Source organism: Bacteroidota bacterium, from assembly GCA_016721765.1.
In the GTDB taxonomy this organism is placed as follows: Bacteria; Bacteroidota; Bacteroidia; order UBA4408; family UBA4408; genus UBA4408.
The window spans coordinates 1,095,544-1,117,623 of the sequence record JADKHO010000001.1 but is presented as its reverse complement, the minus strand read 5'-3'; the positions used below and the strand labels follow the sequence as shown (position 1 = coordinate 1,117,623).

Sequence of the window (22,080 nt, the reverse complement as noted above, 5' to 3'; positions counted from 1 at the left end):
ACATTGAATGATAAGCCATTCCGATGAAAATGTGCTAAAAACCTATTTAACGGTAAGGACAAGGTATTTGGATGTTATATCTTTGATTTGAAGAAACTTAAACCTTGTGCAATGAAAAATCCTAACCTTACTTTAGTAACAAAGTTCTGCTTTGTTTTTTTTCTGACAGTAGTTTTATTCAGTTTAAAAGTCTCCGCACAATATAACATTGTGGTGAATGGACCGTCAGATATTTGCGGACCCAACAATACCTACCTTTCCGTAAATCCGGCACCCACGGGGCTCACGGTTAACTGGTACAAAAACAACATTAATTTGCCCGGCTTCCCATATGCAACAGGACCAATTTTGCAAAGTCCTGAAACCGGAAACTGGACCTGCGAAGTTATTACTTCCACTAGCCCATTTTTACAATCGGTATTCACTCAAACGGTGCGCATTAGAACCAATCAAATTTACATTGAATCTCCCTTTGGAACATCTTCCTGCAATACTTTAGGTATCGATGAAAATGCATCTTATGTTGCCAATCTTGCATTTTATGATTTTTATCAATGGAAAAAAAACGGCGTGAGTATTCCCGGAGCAAATAGTTACACCTATAGTGCAACAAGCACCGGCATTTATACCTGTCAAGCACTTTTAAGTTGTGGCAGCGGCACCTCCAATCCATTGAGTTTAACTTTTGAGAATCCTCCAACATTAAAAACCATCACCGCTAACGGGGCCTTAACTTTTTGTCAAGGGGGAAGTGTCGTATTATCCATTCCGCCCACAGCTGGACTAACTTATCAGTGGCGAAGAAATAGTATTGATATTCCAGGAGCAACCGGAACAAGCTATACAGCAACACAAAGTGGCACCTATAATTGCCGCGAAATTTCCGTTTCATGCGGATATATTAATTCCACCAGTAAAACTGTGGTTGTAAATCCTTTACCTACCGCAGCAGTAATCGCTGCTAATGGGCCAAGCACCTTTTGTGCCGGTTCAAATGTGATGCTAAGCGGAAACACAACGGGTGGCGTTTGGAATATCTCGGGCAGCACTGCACCATCGCTATTGGTTTCGTCATCTGGAGATTATTATGTAACCAATAGCAATTCCTGCGGAAGCGTGACATCCAACCATATTCTAGTTACTGTAAACGCTTTGCCAACAGTAAGTATGAGTGGTTTGTCCGCTGTTTATAATTGCATGAATGCACCTGTTGTTTTATCCGGAAGTCCAGCAGGTGGCACATTTTCAGGTGCCGGAATAAACGGAAATGTGTTTAATCCCAGAGTAGCTGGTGTGGGTGGGCCATATACAATTAGTTATAGCTACAGCAATTCTTCAGGGTGCAGTTCTAGTGCATCGGCCCAAACAACAATAAACTCAAACTATACCTGTGCAGTACCACAAAATGTAACCGTGAGTCAAATTGCGAAAAAAACAGCTGTTATTTCTTGGAATTCCTCTGCTGCACCATCTTTTAAAGTGCGTTATCGTAAAACTGGGAGCACTACTTATCTCTATCAAAATGTTGCCTGGAGCCCTTGCAATGCAACCACTGTTCAACTCACAGGATTAATAAGTAATACTAATTATACAGTAGATGTGAAAGCAGTTTGTGCGGGTGCTGTAACAACATATAGCACTCCCATTACATTTAAAACCTTAATCACAAACCCTGCTGTTGCGCAAGTTGAAAACAGAAATTTAAACGAAGAAAACACTCTTCTGAATAACAGTGCAAAACCTGAGCTATTTCCGAATCCATTTTCTAATGAATTGTATTTTAATTCAGGAGATTTGAGTAATGTTTCACGCCTCCTTATTATGGATTTCGAAGGAAGGGTGGTTTATGAATTAGAACAGCTTAGAGAAATTGAATCGCAAAAAATTAATACTTCTCAATGGCCCAGTGGAGTATATTTTGTGCGTTTGATTGGCGATGAGGGTCAAAAAAATTACAAAATCATTAAAAATTAAATTTAATGTTTGAAAAAATGCTCAATCGTAAATCTCTTTTATTAATACTGTTACTATCAATTAGCTTAAAACCTATTGCACAACCTACCTGTAATTGGGCATACATTCCAACGAGCACATCCTTTAGCCAAAATGCGATTTCTTGCGTTGCAACAGATAATAGCGGTAATATTATTGAAGTTGGAAAATTAACCGGTCGTGCGGATATGGATCCCGGCAACGGTCCTGCAGACACATCCTTTACAACCCGCTTTTACAATCACTACATTTCAAAAAGCTCTTCAAGCGGACAATTGCTTTGGATTCACTATTTTGAAGACAACTCACAACTTGTGTTTTTTGAATTTTCAGGCCTAAAAATAAATTCGAATAATGAAATTATTGTTGCCGGAAACTTTTATGGCAAAATTGATTTTGATTTATCGTCCGCAGAGGTGGATACTTTAAGGAGTCATTTTCCCACTTACCCGGATTATTTTATCGCAAAGTACGACTCTGCAGGAAACCACCAATGGGCCTTAAATATTGGAGAAGCGGCAGCTGTTGGAATAAGCTCAAAAGCAATTGCTGTTTTACCTTCAAATAATATTTTGGTTGTTGCCAACCCAAGTGCTGTTACAGATGTAGATCCAAGCAGTGCAATACATACAACAACCGGTTTTAATGCTAATTTAATTTGCTATGATACGGATGGAAATTATATTTGGAACAACAGTATTACTCTTCCTAATTCATACGGAATACCGAATGCCAGCTTAGACTATGATTCATTTGGGAACAGCTTTTTATTTTCAGTTGGATATTACGAGTTAACGCTAACTAAATTTGACAGTTCTGGCATTCTTTTGTGGAGCAAAACGATAGGTGATTTTTCCACCGGAGGGCGCGTTGATCCACAATCCGTATTGGTGGATAAAGCGAATGGAGATTTTTATGTTGCAGGAGCCTTTGAGGGCTCGGTAGATTTTGACCCAGGTGCTGCTAATATAATAAACACTTGCACTCAAGCTTTATATGCAGATGGGTTTATCGCCAAATATGATCAAAACATGAATCCGATTTGGGTGAACCCCTACTCCGGAAAAGTTGCTTTTGGAAACTATAGTTTGGTGTACAATGGTGCTGAGATTCTAGCTGTTGGGAACCTTGAAGGGACTATTGATTTTGGCAACGGAGTTAGTTTAAGTTCTACTGGCAATTACAATCCCTTTTATATAAAGATTAATGCTGCAGGCATGGCGCAAGAAGGTTATACACTCTCAGGTTACGGCATATACAATACTATAACACAGCTTAACAATTATGCGTTTGTTATGACGGGTTACATTGTTTCAGGCACCGATATGGATCCGTCATCTGCCTCGCTTGTTTTAAGTCCTCCTTCAACTAGTTTTTTTACTGCTGTTTATCAGATTCCAAATCCAACGGCTATAGCTGAAGTGGAGTCCAATACTAAAATGGATGAACTTGCTTTTCCAAATCCTTTTGAAAACAATTTAGCGCTTCGCACTACTGCTTTTGATGTGAATTCAGACTTTAAAATTCGGGATCTTAGCGGAAGAATTATATATGAAGCTCAAAATAAAGCACCACAAACCTCAGTAAATATAAATACTCTTAATTGGCAAAAAGGAATTTATTTTTTACAGATTAATGGGCAAAATTTTAAACTAGTTAAACAATAAGTAACATGAAAAAACTTACCCTATTATTCGCCCTAATTAATTTGATTATTATTCCTGCTTCAGCAACTGTATATTATCCTTTTCCTTCTACAAATGGGAGTTGGAATTACAGGTATTATGATGAAATGCATCTCCCAACACCAGCCTTCACAAATTATGTAATGGCTGGTGATACGCTTATTTCAGGAGTGAACTACCAAAAAATTACTAAAAACTATAGTTATACTGGTGCCCTGAGAGAAAACAACAAGGTTATTTATTTTGTACCCGACACAGCAAATCATGAATATGTATTATATGATTTTAACTTATCTGCCGGTGATACTGTTAAGAATCGATTTGGTGCCGCCGTTTGCTCCAATGGCATAGTTACAATTTTATATGTGGATTCGGTTCAATTGCAAAATGGATATCATAGAAGATTAAACCTAAGTACAAATGTGCAATGGGTTGAAGGGATTGGCAGTTTTAATTATTTGTTGGAACCCTCCCTATTTTATTGTGTTTCGGGTAACGATTATTTAGAATGTGAAGCTGGAGATACGGGAATTGAATATGCAACAAACACATCGCTATGCATTGTTGCGGTGAAAGAAGTAGTAAAATCAAAATACACTATTTCGGTTTTACCTAATCCTTTCACAGATGTTGTAACAGTGAAATCTGACAAATCTTTACAAGCCGCATCATATAAAATAAGCGACAAGTTAGGAAGGGTTTGTATACGTGGAAAGTTTGATGCAACATCAAAAATTGATTTGTCATCACTTTTAAATGGCGTTTATTTTTTGAGCGTGAATGAACAAACTTTTAAACTTATAAAACACTAGCATAGATCGTCGTAATTGGTTCTTAAAGGTGTTAAAAACCTCGGCATAAAAAGCTCAAATCGAAACTGTGAATCATTAATAATGTTCCATTTGATTTCACAAAAATAACTTGGAATTAGTATCGACAAATGTTAGCCAATCGATAGTTTTAGGTTAAAGAAGCAGTGATAAGGCGTTTAGTAACGCCTTTATATTCTATAAAAGAAGATCCTCTATTTAAACCAAAGCTAATTTCCAAATTCAGATATCAAGTGGCTCACCTCCTGATAAAAGCTAGCGGCAGATAAAGCTTATCGTGCGCTTGCTGTTGCAACACCATTTCTAAAATTTATTTAATTGCGCATATTGCACTATCAATAAACCCTCAAAATTTTTACTTTTGCGCCCATGGCAAACAATGACGATTTATTTAAGAATATTATTTCTCATTCGAAGGAATACGGATTTATTTTTCAAAGCAGTGAAATTTATGATGGGCTGAGTGCTGTTTATGATTATGGACAAAATGGTGCAGAGCTTAAAAAAAACATACGCGACTACTGGTGGCGGGCCATGGTGCAGCTTAATGAAAACATTGTAGGCATTGATGCTGCTATTTTTATGCACCCTACTACTTGGAAAGCATCTGGACATGTGGATGCATTTAATGACCCTTTGATTGATAATAAAGATTCGAAAAAAAGATATCGAGCGGATGTATTGATTGAAGAGCATGTCGCAAAAATTGAAGCAAAGATTCAAAAAGAGGTGGATAAGGCGAAAGAGCGATTTGGAGAATCTTTTAATGAAGAAACCTTTCGCAGCACAAATGCAAGAGTGTTAGAAAATCAAGCGAAAGCGGATAACATTTTGGCTCGTTTTAAAACTGCACTCAATGATAACAATCTTGATGAAGTGCGCCAAATAATTGTGGATTGCGAAATTGTGTGCCCTATTTCCGGTACAAAAAACTGGACAGAGGTGCGACAATTTAACTTGATGTTCAGCACTTCAATGGGTTCTGTAAGTGAGGAGGCCAGCACAATTTATCTTCGCCCGGAAACAGCTCAAGGCATATTTGTAAACTTTTTAAATGTGCAAAAAACCGGTAGAATGAAAATTCCATTTGGAATTGCCCAAACCGGAAAGGCATTTAGAAATGAGATAGTGGCGCGTCAGTTTATTTTCAGGATGCGCGAGTTTGAACAAATGGAAATGCAGTTTTTTGTGAAACCAGGAACCGAAATGGATTGGTATCATCACTGGAAAGAAACTCGAATGAAGTGGCATAAGTCACTCGGGTTCGCCGGCAACAAGCACCGTTTTCACGACCATATAAAACTGGCCCATTATGCCAATGCTGCTTGTGACATAGAGTTTGAATTTCCTTTTGGATTTAAAGAACTTGAAGGCATTCACTCTCGCACCGATTTTGATTTAAAAGCTCATGAGCAACATTCCGGAAAAAAACTTCAATATTTTGATCCGGAAATCAACCAAAGCTATGTGCCTTATGTAGTTGAAACCTCAATTGGATTAGACCGTATGTTCCTTGCCACGCTTTCACAGGCCTATGTGGAAGAGTCGCTGGAAGATGGCACATCTCGTGTGGTACTAAAAATTCCACCTTTTTTAGCGCCGATAAAAGTTGCGGTGATGCCGCTTACTAAAAAGGATGGGCTTCCCGAAAAGGCAGAAGAAATTATGGCCGCATTGAAATTTGACCATGCCATTACGTATGATGAGAAAGACAGCATTGGCAAGCGTTACCGCAGACAGGATGCCATCGGAACACCATTTTGCATCACTATTGATCATGAAAGCTTGCAAAACAATACTGTTACAATTCGTCATCGTGACACTATGCTGCAGGAACGTGTAGAGATTTCGAAACTGGCTGAAATTATTGATGAAAAGGTTAGCATGAAAGGCGCTTTGAAGAAGCTTTCAGCATAATTAATCCTCTGAATTTAATGCTTGAATAACAATTCCGATTCACAATTTGAAGTCTTTTAAGCATATTGTTTTGAAGCTATCGAACCTAACTCATTTTGCCTTTTCTTCCACAATGGCTTGAAAACTTTGATTTAAATACCTGCTTTCAGCCCAAGAAATAAAATCAAAATATTCAAATGCGGCTTTTTCGAATGGATCGTTTTGCAGTTTTTTCATGTCATCGCGCAGGCGCTTGTAATGCTTATATTGCTCCTCTCTGTTTTTGGTTTTCATGATTTTGCCGATAAATTCTAAAAACAAATTTTCAAATTTATATACGCGTTCTCTGGAGTTGAGATAACGCTGGGTTGACTTAAAAGCATAGGGTATTAAATCATCGTGTTTTAATTCAATGTGAATAATGAGATTTAAAAGTTGGGTAAAGCAGTAAATATCCTTGCTTTCATCTATTTCCGAATCATTCAAAAGTTTATTTGCCCAGCGTAACGCCAATGAATATTTCTCGGCCCCAAAACAAATAACTGCAATGTTGAAGTAAAAATAAGAGCGCCTCACTTTATTTATTTTTCCATCGTAACGATCTATGCCTTCTTCAATTTTGGGAATTAATTTTAGTGCTTTATCAAAATCACCGGTTTGGGCATAAAGCGTAAGTTCTAAACTGTAAGCACTCGAGAATAATTTTACCTCCAAATCTTCATTCTTATTGGTTTCAAGTGTGTGGGGTATGGCGCGCAACTTATCTAAATATTTGATTACTTCCGAATATTTTTTCAATTGACTCGCCACATAAATTAAATTGGTGAGAACCGAAAAATAGATATTTGGTTCTTCCTTAAAAATAAATGTGGTTGACTCAATAAGCGCCACATTTTTGTGCAAATATTTATAGCTGTTTTTGTAATCACCAATCCCAAAATAATAGGCTGAATAAATGTGGTTACTTAAATACTTTGTTGCAGTAGTTAATTCGGATTCAGGGATTTTTAAAAGTGTGGTATCAATTATTTTTTTAAACTTTTCAATCTCGTTTTGATTACGCGCTTTTCCTTGTTTGTTCAGCAATTGGAAGAAGCGGCTCTTAACACTCCAAAATTCTTTGTGCGTTTTAATCTTATTGATTACAATTTTATCTTGCTCCAGAATATCTTTTATATCCTGTTCCGATTTACCTGAATAATTATCCTTTTCAATAAGTTCCTTTTCCCACCGGTAAATATCGAGCAAGGCAATATGCTTTTCATATTTTGATGCTAATTTTTTTGCACTACTCAAAATGCGAATACACTGCTCATAAAGGGTTTTTTTAAACAAAATCTCTGCATGATGCAACATGTTCTTTAGCTGAGAATCCACAGAACTGTCGCTGTTGTATGCGTCGAGACTGCGCAGAATGCTGTCGTACAATCGGCTCTTTGCAATGCTGAACTGTTTAATGAAGATCTCCTTTTTAAACAGCTGCAACAATGCCCCTTCATTGTATTCTTTTTGCTTATCGATAGCATCAAAAAGTTTCACATAATTGTTTTGCTCCCCAATGATGTGTCGTGATGAATGCAGCTTAAAATAACGTTTCTCGGGTTTTGATAGAGAACGAATGAGCTGATGCAGGTTTTCGGAAACTTTAACAGACATGTAATTTATTTTATTTGTTGATATAAACAGTCGCCACTATTATCAATACTTATGGCGTTGCAAATGTAGAAGGAAGATTTTGATATGGAGCTTAGACCTGTATGTTTTTCACAAAGAATGAAAACGCACTAGACGTGTATAAAAATGTTGTTTTTTGAATCACAGTCAAAGGCACTAAAATCAAGCATTTTAACTAAAGGTGGTGATGCTTTGTGCTTTTTAGACCTGTATAGAATCTCGAAATATTGTTGATTTATATGCCTTTTTCAAAACTAACTTTACTTCTGAAGGAAAAAATAAATCGTGTTGAAACCCTTGTAAAATAAGAAATGTAAACCAAATCACAAATTTTAATCAACTCGTATTTAAAATTAATCTAGTAAAAATGAAATCAACTTTAACGGTTTTTAAACGGTCAACCAAAACAAAAGGAGTATTTAATCCAATTGTCCTACATGTTGCCTTCGTCTGCTCTTGCTTTTGGGCTGTTGGGAAAGAAAACACAGGAGTAAAGCCCAGGCAACAGAGCCAATCCCAAATTGCATCACTAAAACTTGCTACGGTATGCTCTCAAAGTGGTTCACGCATCGATTTAGATGTGAACAACGTACGCACAAAAATATTGGGAGGGGGTGATATGTGGTGGGATTTAAAGGATGTGAAATACGAAATTCCAAAGGACTCGAAAAAGCACTCGCTGTTTGCTGGATCACTGTGGATAGGAGGAATGGCACAAAGCAATTTGAAAGTTGCAGCTATGACTTATCGACAAACAGGAAATGATTTTTGGGCGGGACCGTTGGATGTAAGTAATGCATCAGTGGATGCTAGTGTGTGTGCGCAATACGACAGGCATTATGTTATTACCCGAAAAGAAGTAGAAGCTTTTGTTTCTGATTGGGCTCCTGATAAACCAGTTCCGGATGCCATACAAAACTGGCCGGCATTTGATATTTATAATAATGCAAATATCACACAACCACTTGCTCCTTTTTATGATGCGGATCAAAGTGGTGATTATAATCCCGGTGAAGGGGGCGATTATCCTGGATATAGTTTAAAGGGAGAAATGGGAAATTGTAAAAGTGAAGCCCAATTATTTGGGGACCGCACTATGTGGTGGGTTTTTAATGACAAGGGGAATATACATACAGAGTCGGATGGCTCACAAATTGGGCTTGAAATTCATGCACAAGCTTTTGCCTTTCAAACGAATGATGAAATAAATAACATGACTTTTTATCAATACCAGATCTTTAACCGTTCAACTGATAAATTAGATTCTTGTTATTTAGGAATGTGGGTTGATCCTGACCTTGGAAATCCGAATGATGATTTTATTGGATGCGATGTTAGCAGAGGCTTAGGTTATTGCTACAATGGAGATGCTGATGACGATGGAAACGGTGAAAATCATTACGGACTAAATCCTCCGGCAATTGGAATTGATTATTTTCAGGGACCACTTGCAGATGCCGATGGAATTGCAAATCCGTCAACCGATACATATAATGGAACTGGATATGGGGATGTCATCATAGATAATGAACGGCTCGGGATGGAAAAGTTCATGTTTTACAGAAATGACAATGGCTCATTGGAAGGTAACCCATCCAATACTGTTCATTATTACAATTACCTTCAAGGTAAATGGAAAGATAATAATCCAATAACCTATGGCGGAACAGGTCATTTAAGTAGCACTACGCTCTGCAATTTTATGTTTCCGGGAAATACCGACCCACAAAATCCTACTCCATGGTATCAAACCGGAACTTCTTATGATGGACGGTTTATACATTCTTCAGGTCCATTTACCCTAAAGGCAGGTGCGGTAAATATTGTAACTGTAGGAGCAGTTTGGGCTAGGGCAACTTCGGGGGGGCCTTTCGAATCCGTAAATTTATTAAAGGCTGCAGATGATAAAGCCCAACGCTTATTTGATAATTGTTTTCAAGTGCTCAATGGGCCGGATGCACCAGACTTAACGATTCGAGAACTAGATAGAGAGCTCATCCTCTATTTAAGCAATAAACCAAATTCAAACAATTACATGGATAAATACAATGAAGTTGACCCAAACATAGTAAGCCCATCTGGCCAAAGTCCACGCTATGATTCTATATATCATTTTCAAGGCTATCAGATTTTTCAGATGAAAAATGCTACTGCAAGTATTTCCGATATTCACAATCCTGATTTGGCAAGACAAATTGCCCAATGTGACATAAAAGACGGAGTAGCCCAATTGGTGAATTTTAAATTTGATCAAGCTATTAATGCTAATGTTCCAATACAAGAGGTTTACGGGGAAGATAAGGGTTTAATAAAATCATTTAGGGTTTTATCGGATGAATTTGCAACCGGTGATAAGCGATTAATAAATAACAAAAGCTATTATTTTTTAGCTGTTGCTTATGCCTACAACAATTATAAGACTTATGACCAACAGAATCCACTTTCTTTTGATGGTCAAAAACTCCCCTACAAACCCGGAAGAAATAATATTGGAATAAATGGTGTCCCATATGTTGGTATTCCTCATATTATTGTTGTTGCAAATGGTGGTTCAGTGCAACATGCAGTATATGGCCAGGAAATTAGTTTAACGCGTGCCGAAGGTCAAGGAAATGGCGGTCACCTGCTTGAGCTTACTGATGCCTCAGTGAATTCGATATTAGCCGACAGCACTTTTAAACAAATAACTTATGAAGCCGGTTTTGGCCCGGCTACTGTTAAAATAATAGACCCCTTAAATGTTCCGGCATCGAGTTTTACACTTCGAATTATTCCTTCCAATAGCTATCCCGAATCCATAAATACGTCACAATGGACTTTAACCAATAATCAAACCGGCGAAAAAATTAATTCCGAATCAAGCATTGCAATAAGTGCCGAACGTATTACCGACTGGGGTTTATCGGTAACCTTGGAACAGTGTGCGAATGTTGGCACAAGCAAAAGTGTAAACAATGGCTATATAGAAAGTTCGATTGAGTTTTCAGACAATACAAAACGTTGGCTTGGTGGAATTCCGGATTTTGATGGGCCTTTCCCAATTAATTGGATTCGTTCTGGTTCGGCCAAAACATTGCCGCCACCTGGCGATCCCTTAACAGATGATTATTTTGGCCTTGATAATGCTCAAATTTTTGAGGGTTTAATTTCTCAAAACATTGGTTATGGATTGGGAGGAACCTGGGCTCCTTACAGGCTCTGTTCTCAAGAGGTTGGCGGAGGTTCGGGACCAGCTTGGAAAAACTTTAATGTATCCGCAACCTACCCTTCCGAACTCCAATACAATGCATTAAATCAATTGGGAAATTTGGCAAGTGTTGATATTGTATTAACTGCCGACAAGAGTAAATGGACCCGTTGTCCGGTATTTGAACTATGCGATAACACTATTGGAGCCGCAGGAAATGCCCGCAAATTTGATTTGCGCAAAAAAGCATCTGTTAACAAAGAGGGCCAAGCTGATAATTCAGGCACATTTGGCATGAGTTGGTTTCCCGGATATGCCTTAAACATTGAAACAGGCGAAAGGCTTAATATGGCATTTGGCGAAGACTCCCATTTTGAGGGCGTGCAAAACGATACCGATTTGGTTTGGAACCCAACCGCTAATGTTGGTTTTAACGGGATTTTTAGTACAACTCCTGATCCTATTTTTGGTGGAAAACATTATGTATATGTGTTCGGTCATAACAATAGCAAGCAAGTAAATCAGGTACTTGGTGATACTACTAATGTACCGGCGTATGACAAAGGAAACTTTGTTTACAATAAATTAAGATATAGAGGAAACAATATGGATGTGCCAAAAGATGTTTTGAAAAAGGATGTATTTAAGGATATTATGTGGTGCGGCATACCAATGCTAGCAAGTAACCATAGCTTGTTGGAATGTGATGTTAAAATCAGGTTGCGTGTTACTAAACCGTATCAAAACAATTTTGCTGCAAATGGATTTGATACCCTTAGCGGGATGGTTAATTTAGATGGTCCAAGAGCAAATCCGGCATCAAATAATAATTACCCGATGTATAATTTTACAACCCATTTGTACGCAAGTGAAATAAACAATACACGTGTAGCACAAAATGCACTTCAACTAATAAATGTTGTGCCAAATCCGTATTATGGTTTCTCGGGTTACGAGGCAAATCAGGCCGATAATCAAATAAAAATAACCAATTTACCACAAAAATGTACCATCAAAATTTACACCCTCAACGGCACCTTGGTAAGAGAATTTAATAAAGATGAATTGCGCACTTCTTTAAATTGGGATTTAAAAAACCAAGTAGGAATACCTATTGCCAGCGGAGGTTACCTCATTCATGTGGACGCTCCAAATGTGGGAGAAAAAATAGTAAAATGGTTTGGCGCATTACGTCCGACCGATTTAGACTCGTATTAAATAGTTCGTTAGGTTTAGTTTGTTTGGTAAAACCTCCGACAGCGTAATCTGTTGGGGGTTTTATTTTAATATGCGAATCGTGCTGCTGTTTCCTTGATCGATTTCTCAATTGGAATAAATGAATATCCAAGTGTTTTACTGATTTTTTGATTGGAAAAAAAATTCTGCTGATGCGCTGCTCTTGTTGTTTCCTTTGTAATTAAAGGATTGGAGCCGGTGAAAAAGCTTCTTATTTTTTCGAGGCGCCACACGAGGTTACTTAAACCTAGAGAAGCGCGAATATGCGGCGGGGGGTTTTGAAAACAGGTATTGGCAATCTCAAAAAATTTGCGGTACGAAAAATTATCTGCGTTTAGCAAGTAACGTTCATTCGAAAGGGAACTTTCCATCAATTCAATCATGCAGTTAGCAACATCCCTAACATCTACAAACCCTGTTATTCCTCCGGTATAATATTTCATTCCTTGTTTTGCGGAGCGAAATAAATTTGAGCTCCCTTTTTCCCAATCACCCGGTCCTAATATTACTGTAGGATTAACTACAACAGCTGAGAGTCCTTCTTGCACACCGCGCCAAACTTCGCGCTCTGAGCTGTATTTACTAATCGAATAAACTGAATTTTCAGGAGAGGATTTCCAAAATGTAGTTTCGGTTACTTCTTCATTCAGTTGCGCTTTTCCTAGAGCCGCCACAGAACTTACATGACATAGTTTTTCAATTTTCATTTCCAGGCAGGCATTCACCACATTGGCTGTTCCTTCCACATTTACGCGTGTCATTAAATCAGCGTCTTTTGGAGCAAATGAAACCATTGCAGCACAATGATACACCTGTTTAACATCCGTCATGGCATCCGTCAAGGTGAATATATCCAACACATCCCCCTTCACAAATTCCAGCTTTTCAAATAAGGTTTGGCCGGTTGTAGAATAGGACAAAAACGTTTTTAACACAGCCGTTTTTCCTGCCTCACTACGATACAGCACTCGCACTGCATTCCCTTTTTGCGCAAGGTAAAACAATACATGCGAACCCAATAATCCTGTGCCTCCTGTAACGAGTATCATATTTTTCGTAGTAGTGTAATTTTTTATTGGCAAATGTAGATTTAAAATGCGTTTTTTATTTTATTAGTTTTGCGAAACTTATGGAGATGACTACAAATTTTATTGCGGAATTAAAATGGAGGGGCATGCTGCAAGACTGTATGCCGGGCACCGAAGAACAGCTTACAAAAGAAATGACTTGCGGATACATTGGATTTGACCCAACTGCCGATTCATTGGGAGTGGGGAATATGGTACAAATTATGACCCTGCTGCATTTTCAAAAAGCGGGACATAAACCATTTGCTTTAATAGGTGGAGCAACCGGCATGGTGGGCGACCCTTCCGGGAAATCGCAAGAACGTAATTTGCTATCGGAAGAAATTCTTCAACACAATATTCGTTGCCAACAAAAACAGTTAGAAAAATTTTTGGATTTTAATTGTGGTGCAAACGCTGCCGTTTTAGTGAATAATTACGATTGGTTTAAGCAGTTTAGTTTTCTTGATTTTATTCGTGATGTGGGGAAGCACATCACTGTGAATTATATGATGGCAAAGGATTCGGTTAAAAATCGTTTGGAAAACGGTATGTCCTTTACTGAGTTTAGCTATCAATTGGTGCAAGGGTATGATTTTTATTACTTAAAACAACACCATAATTGCAAGCTTCAAATGGGTGGTAGTGACCAATGGGGTAATATCGTGACAGGGACTGAACTTATTCGCCGTAAGGGTGCCGGAGAAGCTTTTGCTTTAACCACACCGCTTATTAAAAAAGCCGATGGAACCAAATTCGGGAAAACCGAAAGCGGGAATGTGTGGTTGGATGCGGCTAAAACATCTCCCTACCAATTCTATCAGTTTTGGTTGAATGCCTCCGATGGCGATGCTTCAACTTATATTCGAATTTTCACACTCCTAACACAATCCGAAATCGAAGCACTTGAAGCTGAACATGCTAAAGCGCCACATGTAAGGGTACTGCAAAAAGCATTGGCGAAAGATATTACGATTCGTGTTCACAGCACCGAAGATTACGAAATGGCTGTTGAAGCTTCTGAAATCCTTTTTGGAAAAGGAACTACTGAATCGTTAAAAAAACTCAGCGAACAAGATTTACTTGCGATTATGGAAGGGGTTCCTCAAATGGAAATTTCAAAAGATGATTTAAATTCTGGTATGGTAGCAGTTGATTTTCTGGCCGAAAAAACGTCTATCTTTCCCTCAAAAGGTGAGGCAAAAAAAATGATACAGGGTGGCGGAGTAAGCATTAATAAAGAAAAAGTTTCAGATATTTCCTTGACTGTTAACGCAAATCACTTGTTAAATGAGCGTTATCTATTAGTGCAAAAAGGGAAGAAAAATTATTTCTTGGTAAAGGTTATTTAAGTGCTCTTTCCTCAAAAACTAGTTCATATTTAATGCCATCCGGATCTTTAAAAAACACCGCATAATACTGTTCGCCGTGTTCCGGAAAATAAGCTGGACCGGCAACAATATTTACTTCCAATGCTTTTAATTTCAGCGCCATTTCATCAAGCTCAGCGCGGGATTCTGCCTTAAAAGCAAGATGGTGCAGGGCCCCGGGTTTTCTTCTATGAACGGTATCGCTTTTAAATTGTTCTCGCGGTGAATTAATTCCAAAAATTAAAAGGGGATGCTGGTATTCAATCACCTCAAACTCATGTTTAGCAACCTTTCCTTTAGCCTTTTTAGCTAAGTCAAATCCTAATATTGATAGAAAAGAATCATAGAAAACTTCAGCCTTTTGTATATCATTAACGGTGATTTGAATATGGTCGATTACTGGTTTCATAATTTGCAAATTTACTTTAAAACACAGTTAAAAAGCGCTGCAAAGTGTGCTTTAAATTTTTCTTTCAACTCGTCCATATTTATTTTTTTGCCTAGCTCCTTTTCCATAGAGGTAACTGCTTTATCATCAATACCACAAGGAATAATATTATTGAAATAATTAAGTTGGGTATTTACATTAAGCGCAAATCCATGCATGGTAACCCAACGACTGCAACGCACGCCCATAGCACAAATTTTTCGAGCTTTAGCCGGATTTGATGCATCTAACCATACACCGGTGTATCCATCATAGCGTTCTCCTTTCAAATCGTATTCAGCTAAAGTTAATATGATAGCTTCCTCCAAATAGCGCAGGTATTTATGAATGTCGGTAAAAAAATTATCCAAATCTAAAATGGGATAACCCACCAATTGGCCAGGACCATGAAAGGTAATATCTCCCCCACGGTTAATTGGAAAATAGCCAATATGCTGAACCTCCAACTCTTGTTTGCTGAGCAATAAATTTTTTTCTGAACCGCTTTTTCCAAGTGTATACACCGGAGAGTGCTCACAAAAAAGCAAATAACTTGTGGTGAGAGTTTGGGTTGATTTTTCAGCATCCCGGTTACGCATTTTTTGTGCAACCGTTTCAGCAAAAAGTTTTTCCTGATACTCCCAAGCTTCCTGATACTCCGTTAATCCCAGGTCCCGAAAAACAACTTGCTGCATGGCTGTACTGTACTAAGTAATCGAATAGAAAATAACCAACTGTAGCACTCTAATGGCGATCGACATGCCTTTGTAATACAGTTTACATCAAAACAAACAGTTTGCCTTATTAAACTTTCGACAATGCGTCTTTTAATTGATTGATTACATTTACTTCGGTGGCATCAATATTATTGATGTCGGCAATGTAACAGCTAATCCAATCGCCAATGTGAACATGATACATGGCACGCTCAATTTTTGAATCTCCTTTCGAATGAATTTCTAAGTAGTGCGGAGTATATTTGGCAAATACGGTTTTGTTCACCTCTAAGCGTTTTACGGTGCGATAATAATCTGTGCTATGGCGGAAAGCAACCACAATAAGGTTCTCGTTCTTATGCGTCCACCCTACCAATTCATTGTGATTCATCTCAGGAATTACATTGTGCCAACACAACATTTTTCCATTTTCATTTACTTGTTGCCTAAACCGAACAGCAATTGCTTCCGTCCCGCCAAGGGTATAAATAACCGGAATTTTACCAATGAATTTTTTTGCAATTTCCATTGCTTCCGTTTGGATGTTTTTTTCTTCAGCATCCAATAAATCTGCAGCTTTCTTTAATTCTGCTTTATAAGTATCTCCTATAATTCCATGAAAATTCAAAATTTTAAACAATTGAATACCACTATATCCTAAACTCGCGCGGGGTGGGCGACCTGCTGGAATACTAATACAGTCAATGTTGTTTGCCTTTGCCATTTCGCCAATTTTACCACCGGCTGTAACACATACAATTTTTGCTTTTTGCTTCAAAGCAAATTCCATAGCACTCACTGTTTCCTCGGTGTTTCCGCTATAGGAGCAAATAATGGCTAATGTATTTTGATTCACATAGGCCGGGATAAAATAATCCTTATTTACATTGATTGGCACAGTTGCTTCCTCCGAAACAATTTCGGCAACAATACTTCCGCCAATGCCCGAACCTCCCAGGCCGGATATAAATATATTATGGATGGGGTTTGCTGATTTTGATAAAACAGCATTCTCGCTAATCTCAATAGATTCTCTTATTTGTTGTGAAAATTCTTCCACCAATTTTTTCATGCTCATGTGTATCGTTTTTTTAAAGAGATGCGAAGGTAGTAAAAAATGAAATTAGAAGGATTGTCCATCGTGTGATACTAAAAAAAGCAGCCACACATTTCTGCGTGGCTGCCTTAGATACTGTCCTTTGTTTATTTATCGCTTACGTGATAAAACCAACAGCAACACTTATCTGCTGTTAGGCGCTAACACCTTTAAAGGTTTTAACACAAACTGTAATCGACAAATTTTTACTCGGGTAACTCATTACAAACCTCCTTTCTGTTAGTGAGACATAAGTTGTGTGGGTAGTTTCAAGAAAATTATGAAGTCCACAGCAACTGATTAGCATCCGCTATTCAAAAGCCAAACATACTAAAGCAAAAATTGTTTTGCAAAATCATCACTATAATTATGCTTCAGGATTAGGAAATGTGATTTGAAGCGTGCTGCCACCCTTGTTGGAATAACTGATTTGTGCACCTATTTGTTTGGCCAAATCCTGCACGATTGCAATGCCTAAGGAGTTTTCATTCGGTATAAAAGAAGCCATCCCAACACCATTATCCGAAATAGTTAATTGAACATAATCGGCCTTTTGTTGTATTGAAACACTAATTTGAGCATCCTTAGTATTTTTAAATGCATGCTTGTAACTGTTTGTTACAAGCTCATTCACAATCAATCCACAGGGTATTGCTTTGGCCATATCCAAGTATACATCATCAAATTTTTTAATCAATTTAACCGCGTCTTCCCTGTTCTCTTGAGACATGCTAATTAAATCAATTATTTTATTGAGGTATTCCTTAAAATTTATGTGTGAAAAGTTTTGCGACTCATAAAGCAACTGATGAATTTCGGCAATGGTATGTACCATGTTTTTACTTTCTGTAAAAAGTTGTGCATGAAATTCATCTTTAGCTTTTGCTGCTTGCAAATTAATAAGACTCGAAATGATTGTTAAATTATTTTTTACACGGTGATGAATTTCCGAGAGCAGGGTTTCCTTTTCACGCAAAGAGATTTCCAATTCTTGTTTAATGTGCTGTTTGGTATGTGTTTCAATTGCAAGCGAAATGAGTTGTGCCACAAACAAACCAAATTTTTGTTCTACCAAATCCCACTCATGAATTGTTTTACCTGTGTGTTCAAAACACAACACACCAATCATTTTCCCTTCAATACGTATGGGAATATCCATCATGGATACAATATGGTTTGTAGTGAGGTTATTCTCAACAAGCTCTTTGGAGCGCTTATCCTGAAAGGTATCATTTAAAACTATAATCTCTTCGCTTTCAAGAAGTTTAAAATAGGCCGGAAGGTCCTGTCGCATCAGTGTTTCCTTGGGGAGAAGCGACTGGGTAGTGCTGTTGAAATTCCCAATGCTCTCAATGCAGGTAAAGTTTTCGTCAATCAGCCATGCATTTACGCGCTCCACTTTTACTGATTTTGCAGAGTGTTCCAGAATTTCATAAATCGCTTCACTTAACTTACCGTCTCGAATAAAACGTGATTTGGTAAGCTGTTCAAGGGTGCTTATTTTTTGAGTTAGGCTTTCCCGAAAGGCCATTCTCTTATTTAGATCTGTAACAATAAGAAGAATCCCACCCGGATTTTTTTTTGCATCAAAAACATACATTAATTGCACTTGTCCCCAAAAGAAACTACCGTCTTTACGGGCTAGTTGCATTTCCTCAATTTGATCTTCTCTTTTATTGATAGCCTCTGAAAAAAGTTGGGGCTGTTTGGAAAACAATAAAAATGCTTCCTCTTGCGATTTTCCGATTAACTCGTTTGGGGCGAAACCAAAAAGTTTTTGAGTAATTACGTTTGTATAGCTTACCCTGCTATCAGACTGAATGAAAGTGATAGATTTTTGAGAATTTTGCAGAATCTGTTCTGCTACCTCCGGTGAATAAATGCTGAGAGCAGCTTTCATTCGTTTTTATGTATTGGTCAATTCAAAGGTACGAAAATGCAGATGCTAAAACAACTAATTTATTCAAATGCGATGCCTTCCGGAAATTCAGAAATTTACTTCGACGTTTTAAGAAGCACCTCTGTTCCGTTTTCGGTGGCGCGTATGAGTCCGCCCTTATCTATACGGAGTTTCTGATATTTTGGCTCAATCAATACCTTTCCATTAATATCCACTATACCCACTAAGTTATTTTTAGTTATGGTGGCTCTTCCATATTTAAAATTGCTGATTCGTTCATAAATCGGCTTAAGGATGAGCTTGCCATCTTTGGTTATCAGACCAACTAATCCATCTTTGTGTGCAAATCCAATTCCATCACTTCCAAAACCGCTAAGCTTATCCCACTCAGGTTTAATTACTTCTTTACCATTGCTATTTATAGCTCCTACTTTTCCGTTCAAGCGAACAAATGCAATTCCATTATAAAACTTTCCAATGTTATCGTATTTCCCAGAAACCTCCGTTTGCTGTGCACCAATATGCAAGCTGAACAAGGATAATAGTAAAAAAATAATGCGTTTCATTTTCCTTTTATTATGCTTTACAAAATTATAAAATCAATTAATATACTTTGCTTTATTCCATTTTTGAAATACGTCCGCTTCCATTCACATCGCTTTTAACTTTGTGTGGATTTCCGGAGTAGAGCACTTCGCCACTCCCATCAATACTGGCATCCAGTTCGCTACTCACGTTTACTTTTGCTGTACCGGAACCATTAATATCCAACTTACACTTATCCATAACACACTCCATTGCAAAGATATTTCCGGAGCCGGAAAGATCAAATTTTCCTTCTGCTATTTTACCTTTCAAATAGATATCTCCAGATCCGGATAAATCGCCTGTAAACTTTGAATTGTTCAACACTAAACTTATTTTCCCGCTTCCGGAAAGGTCTACACTTAATTTCTCGGAATTAAATTCGGTGGTACTCACAATACTTCCGGAACCGCTTAGCTCTATATTATCAATTGTTTTGGTGGTAATCCAAATTTGAACCGGCTCCGCAACAGAAATTGATTCAGCTGTTTTAATTTCAATTTTTCCTCCGCTAACTTCGGTCTTCAATACATCCAAAATATTTTGCTGGGCACTTATTACCACGCTTTGTGTATCGCCTTTTATTAAATATACATTGGCATTCATTTCGAGGTCAATTGCCGTTATTTCACTTACAGCTCGAGCTTCATTCACCATTGGCCCTGTCCCCTCAATTGAGCTGCACGAGTAAAGTGTAATCATAACTCCGAGGAGCAAATTGCTGCAAAAAAATAAGCGCGTGTTTTTCATGTGTAAAGCCTTAAAATTAATTTAACCGGATTCCATTACAAAGCTACTTAAAAAAGCAGTATACAACGGGTATACTTAATTGAAAGGCATGGCAAAAACTTATTCAGCTGCCGTTTCCTTTTTTTCTGCTTCAGGCGCCGGAGCGTCGTTTGCTTCTGCAGATTTATTGTTTTGGGTGGCAAGTGTAAAATTCGAATCGGTAAAAAACCGCTTTTGATTCAGCAAAATTATCCCCACACCAACTGAAATAGAAAAATCTGCCAGGTTAAAAACAGGTCTAAAGAAAATAAATTCCTCACTACCCCAAAGCGGAAACCAGGAAGGAAAGTGACCTTGAAGAATTGGGAAGTACAACATATCTACTACTTTTCCATGCAACAATCCGGAATAGCCGCCATTCTCAGGAAATAATTTAGCCACATCTCCATAGCTTTCTGTAAACATTCGACCATAAAATACACTGTCGATAATATTTCCAAATGCTCCTGCAAAAATCAAGGCAAAGCTCAGCACTAATCCACTTTTCGCCTTTTTCGTAGTAAGCCAGTAAATATAATATGCCAGAGCAAAAACAGCTATAATTCGAAACAGGCTTAAGAACAATTTACCATAATTACCAGCAAACTCCATCCCGAAAGCCATACCATTATTCTCCGTAAAATGAATGATGGCCCAGTTGCCGGCAAGGTGAATTTCCTCACCTAGGAGCAGATGTGTTTTTACCCAAATTTTAAGGCATTGATCTAAAAACAAAACAAGAAAAATAAGCAGAAGGGGCTTTTTCACAAAAAATAGAAATTTATTGAAAGGGGTAAAATAAAAATTGTCGGGACATTTTTAGCCCGACAATTTAAGGAATAGTTAAAAATTAGTTTTGTTGCAATTTTGCTTCAATACTTAAGGTTGCATGTGGAACACTTCTTAATCGCTCTTTAGAAATTAACTTACCCGTTTCACGACAAATTCCATAGGTTTTGTTCTCAATACGAATAAGCGCATTCTCTAAATTCTGAATGTATTTTTGTTGACGAGCAGCTAGTTGTGCTGTTTCTTCTTTTGATAACACATCCGAACCATCTTCTAATAATTTAAAAGTTGGTGAAGTATCGTCTGTTCCATTGTTGTCGCGGTGTGATAAGGTATCCTTCATCAATTCAAAATCCTTATTGGCTTGCGACAATTTATCTAAAAGCAAGTTTTTAAACTCAACCAATTCCTTGTCTGTGTAACGCTCTGTTGTAATAAACACAGGCTTTTTCACAGGCGGTGGAGTATAATAATCCATGTCGTCATTCTCTTCCTTTTTATTTTCCACTAAGGGTTTGGGTTTTTTAGTTGGTTTTATAGCTGATTGTTTTGGGATTATTTTAGAAGGAATTATAGCAATCGGCTTTTTGGCTTCTTCCTTTTTTGCAACCGCTTTAGCAATCGGTTTTGATATTGCTTTAGCAGGAACTTTTTTTATTGTTGCCTTCGCAATAGGCTTTTTTACGAGTTGCTTCTTTACCTGGGCTTTTACAATTTTCTTTGGAGCAACTTTTTTAGAAACCACCTTTTTAATTGCCTTTTTTACAAGTACCTTTTTAGCCGGAGCCGCCTTTTTTATAGGCTTTTTAGCTGCAATTTTTTTCGCTACTACTTTTTTGGCTGCAACTTTTTTAATCGGTTT

Annotated in this window: 16 protein-coding genes; 6 read left to right on the top strand and 10 right to left on the bottom strand. The window is 37.7% G+C overall.

Going from position 1 to position 22,080, the window contains the following annotated elements; translation table 11 throughout:
• The first annotated feature begins 111 nt into the window (after nt 1-111).
• From IPP32_03920 to IPP32_03905, 4 genes are all read left to right on the top strand, one after another.
• Nucleotides 112-1,974 (top strand): T9SS type A sorting domain-containing protein, encoded by a 1,863-nt coding sequence (locus tag IPP32_03920; protein ID MBL0047227.1) that lies wholly within the window; start codon nt 112-114, stop codon nt 1,972-1,974.
• A 17-nt stretch (nt 1,975-1,991) separates the two neighbouring features.
• Entirely contained in the window at nt 1,992-3,659 is a 1,668-nt protein-coding gene (locus IPP32_03915; protein MBL0047226.1) for a T9SS type A sorting domain-containing protein, read from the top strand.
• A gap of 5 nt (nt 3,660-3,664) precedes the next feature.
• Nucleotides 3,665-4,489 (top strand): T9SS type A sorting domain-containing protein, encoded by an 825-nt coding sequence (locus IPP32_03910; protein ID MBL0047225.1) that lies wholly within the window; start codon nt 3,665-3,667, stop codon nt 4,487-4,489.
• A 387-nt stretch (nt 4,490-4,876) separates the two neighbouring features.
• Entirely contained in the window at nt 4,877-6,424 is a 1,548-nt protein-coding gene (locus tag IPP32_03905) for a glycine--tRNA ligase (protein MBL0047224.1), read from the top strand.
• Between the two features lie 90 nt (nt 6,425-6,514).
• Here IPP32_03905 and IPP32_03900 read toward each other — a convergent pair whose 3' ends face one another.
• A complete protein-coding gene (locus IPP32_03900; GenBank protein MBL0047223.1) occupies nt 6,515-8,059 on the bottom strand; it encodes a hypothetical protein in 1,545 nt (514 codons plus the stop codon).
• A gap of 385 nt (nt 8,060-8,444) precedes the next feature.
• Between IPP32_03900 and IPP32_03895 the strand changes: the two genes are divergently transcribed.
• Nucleotides 8,445-12,482: a T9SS C-terminal target domain-containing protein gene (locus tag IPP32_03895; protein ID MBL0047222.1), complete on the top strand. Its 4,038-nt coding sequence runs from the start codon at nt 8,445-8,447 to the stop codon at nt 12,480-12,482.
• 65 nt (nt 12,483-12,547) lie between these two features.
• On the opposite strand, the gene IPP32_03890 is transcribed toward IPP32_03895, so the two are convergent.
• Nucleotides 12,548-13,549 carry an NAD-dependent epimerase/dehydratase family protein gene (locus IPP32_03890; protein MBL0047221.1) on the bottom strand — a complete coding sequence of 334 codons (1,002 nt, stop codon included), beginning with the start codon at nt 13,547-13,549 and terminating at the stop codon, nt 12,548-12,550.
• 86 nt (nt 13,550-13,635) lie between these two features.
• On the opposite strand from IPP32_03890, the gene IPP32_03885 reads away from it, so the two are divergent.
• The gene (locus tag IPP32_03885) at nt 13,636-14,919 is read left to right on the top strand and encodes a tyrosine--tRNA ligase (GenBank protein ID MBL0047220.1); all 1,284 of its coding nucleotides are present in this window, start codon (nt 13,636-13,638) and stop codon (nt 14,917-14,919) included.
• On the opposite strand, the gene IPP32_03880 is transcribed toward IPP32_03885, so the two are convergent.
• The 8 genes from IPP32_03880 to IPP32_03845 form a co-directional block, all read right to left on the bottom strand.
• Nucleotides 14,912-15,346, bottom strand: a complete 435-nt coding sequence (locus tag IPP32_03880; GenBank protein MBL0047219.1) for a VOC family protein — start codon at nt 15,344-15,346, stop codon at nt 14,912-14,914. The genes IPP32_03885 and IPP32_03880 overlap by 8 nt on opposite strands.
• Before the next feature lie 11 nt (nt 15,347-15,357).
• A complete protein-coding gene (gene lipB / locus IPP32_03875) occupies nt 15,358-16,059 on the bottom strand; it encodes a lipoyl(octanoyl) transferase LipB (protein ID MBL0047218.1) in 702 nt (233 codons plus the stop codon).
• Between the two features lie 109 nt (nt 16,060-16,168).
• A complete protein-coding gene (locus tag IPP32_03870) occupies nt 16,169-17,158 on the bottom strand; it encodes a bifunctional phosphoglucose/phosphomannose isomerase (GenBank protein ID MBL0047217.1) in 990 nt (329 codons plus the stop codon).
• A 385-nt stretch (nt 17,159-17,543) separates the two neighbouring features.
• Complete coding sequence (locus IPP32_03865) at nt 17,544-19,076, bottom strand: PAS domain S-box protein (GenBank protein ID MBL0047216.1); 1,533 nt, start codon at nt 19,074-19,076, stop codon at nt 17,544-17,546.
• 95 nt (nt 19,077-19,171) lie between these two features.
• Nucleotides 19,172-19,642, bottom strand: coding sequence for a WG repeat-containing protein (locus IPP32_03860; protein MBL0047215.1), 471 nt, complete (start codon nt 19,640-19,642; stop codon nt 19,172-19,174).
• A gap of 52 nt (nt 19,643-19,694) precedes the next feature.
• Nucleotides 19,695-20,363, bottom strand: coding sequence for a DUF2807 domain-containing protein (locus IPP32_03855; protein ID MBL0047214.1), 669 nt, complete (start codon nt 20,361-20,363; stop codon nt 19,695-19,697).
• Between the two features lie 147 nt (nt 20,364-20,510).
• A complete protein-coding gene (locus IPP32_03850; GenBank protein ID MBL0047213.1) occupies nt 20,511-21,197 on the bottom strand; it encodes a lipoprotein signal peptidase in 687 nt (228 codons plus the stop codon).
• A gap of 82 nt (nt 21,198-21,279) precedes the next feature.
• Nucleotides 21,280-21,696, bottom strand: coding sequence for a TraR/DksA family transcriptional regulator (locus IPP32_03845; protein MBL0047212.1), 417 nt, complete (start codon nt 21,694-21,696; stop codon nt 21,280-21,282).
• Nucleotides 21,697-22,080 lie beyond the last annotated feature (384 nt).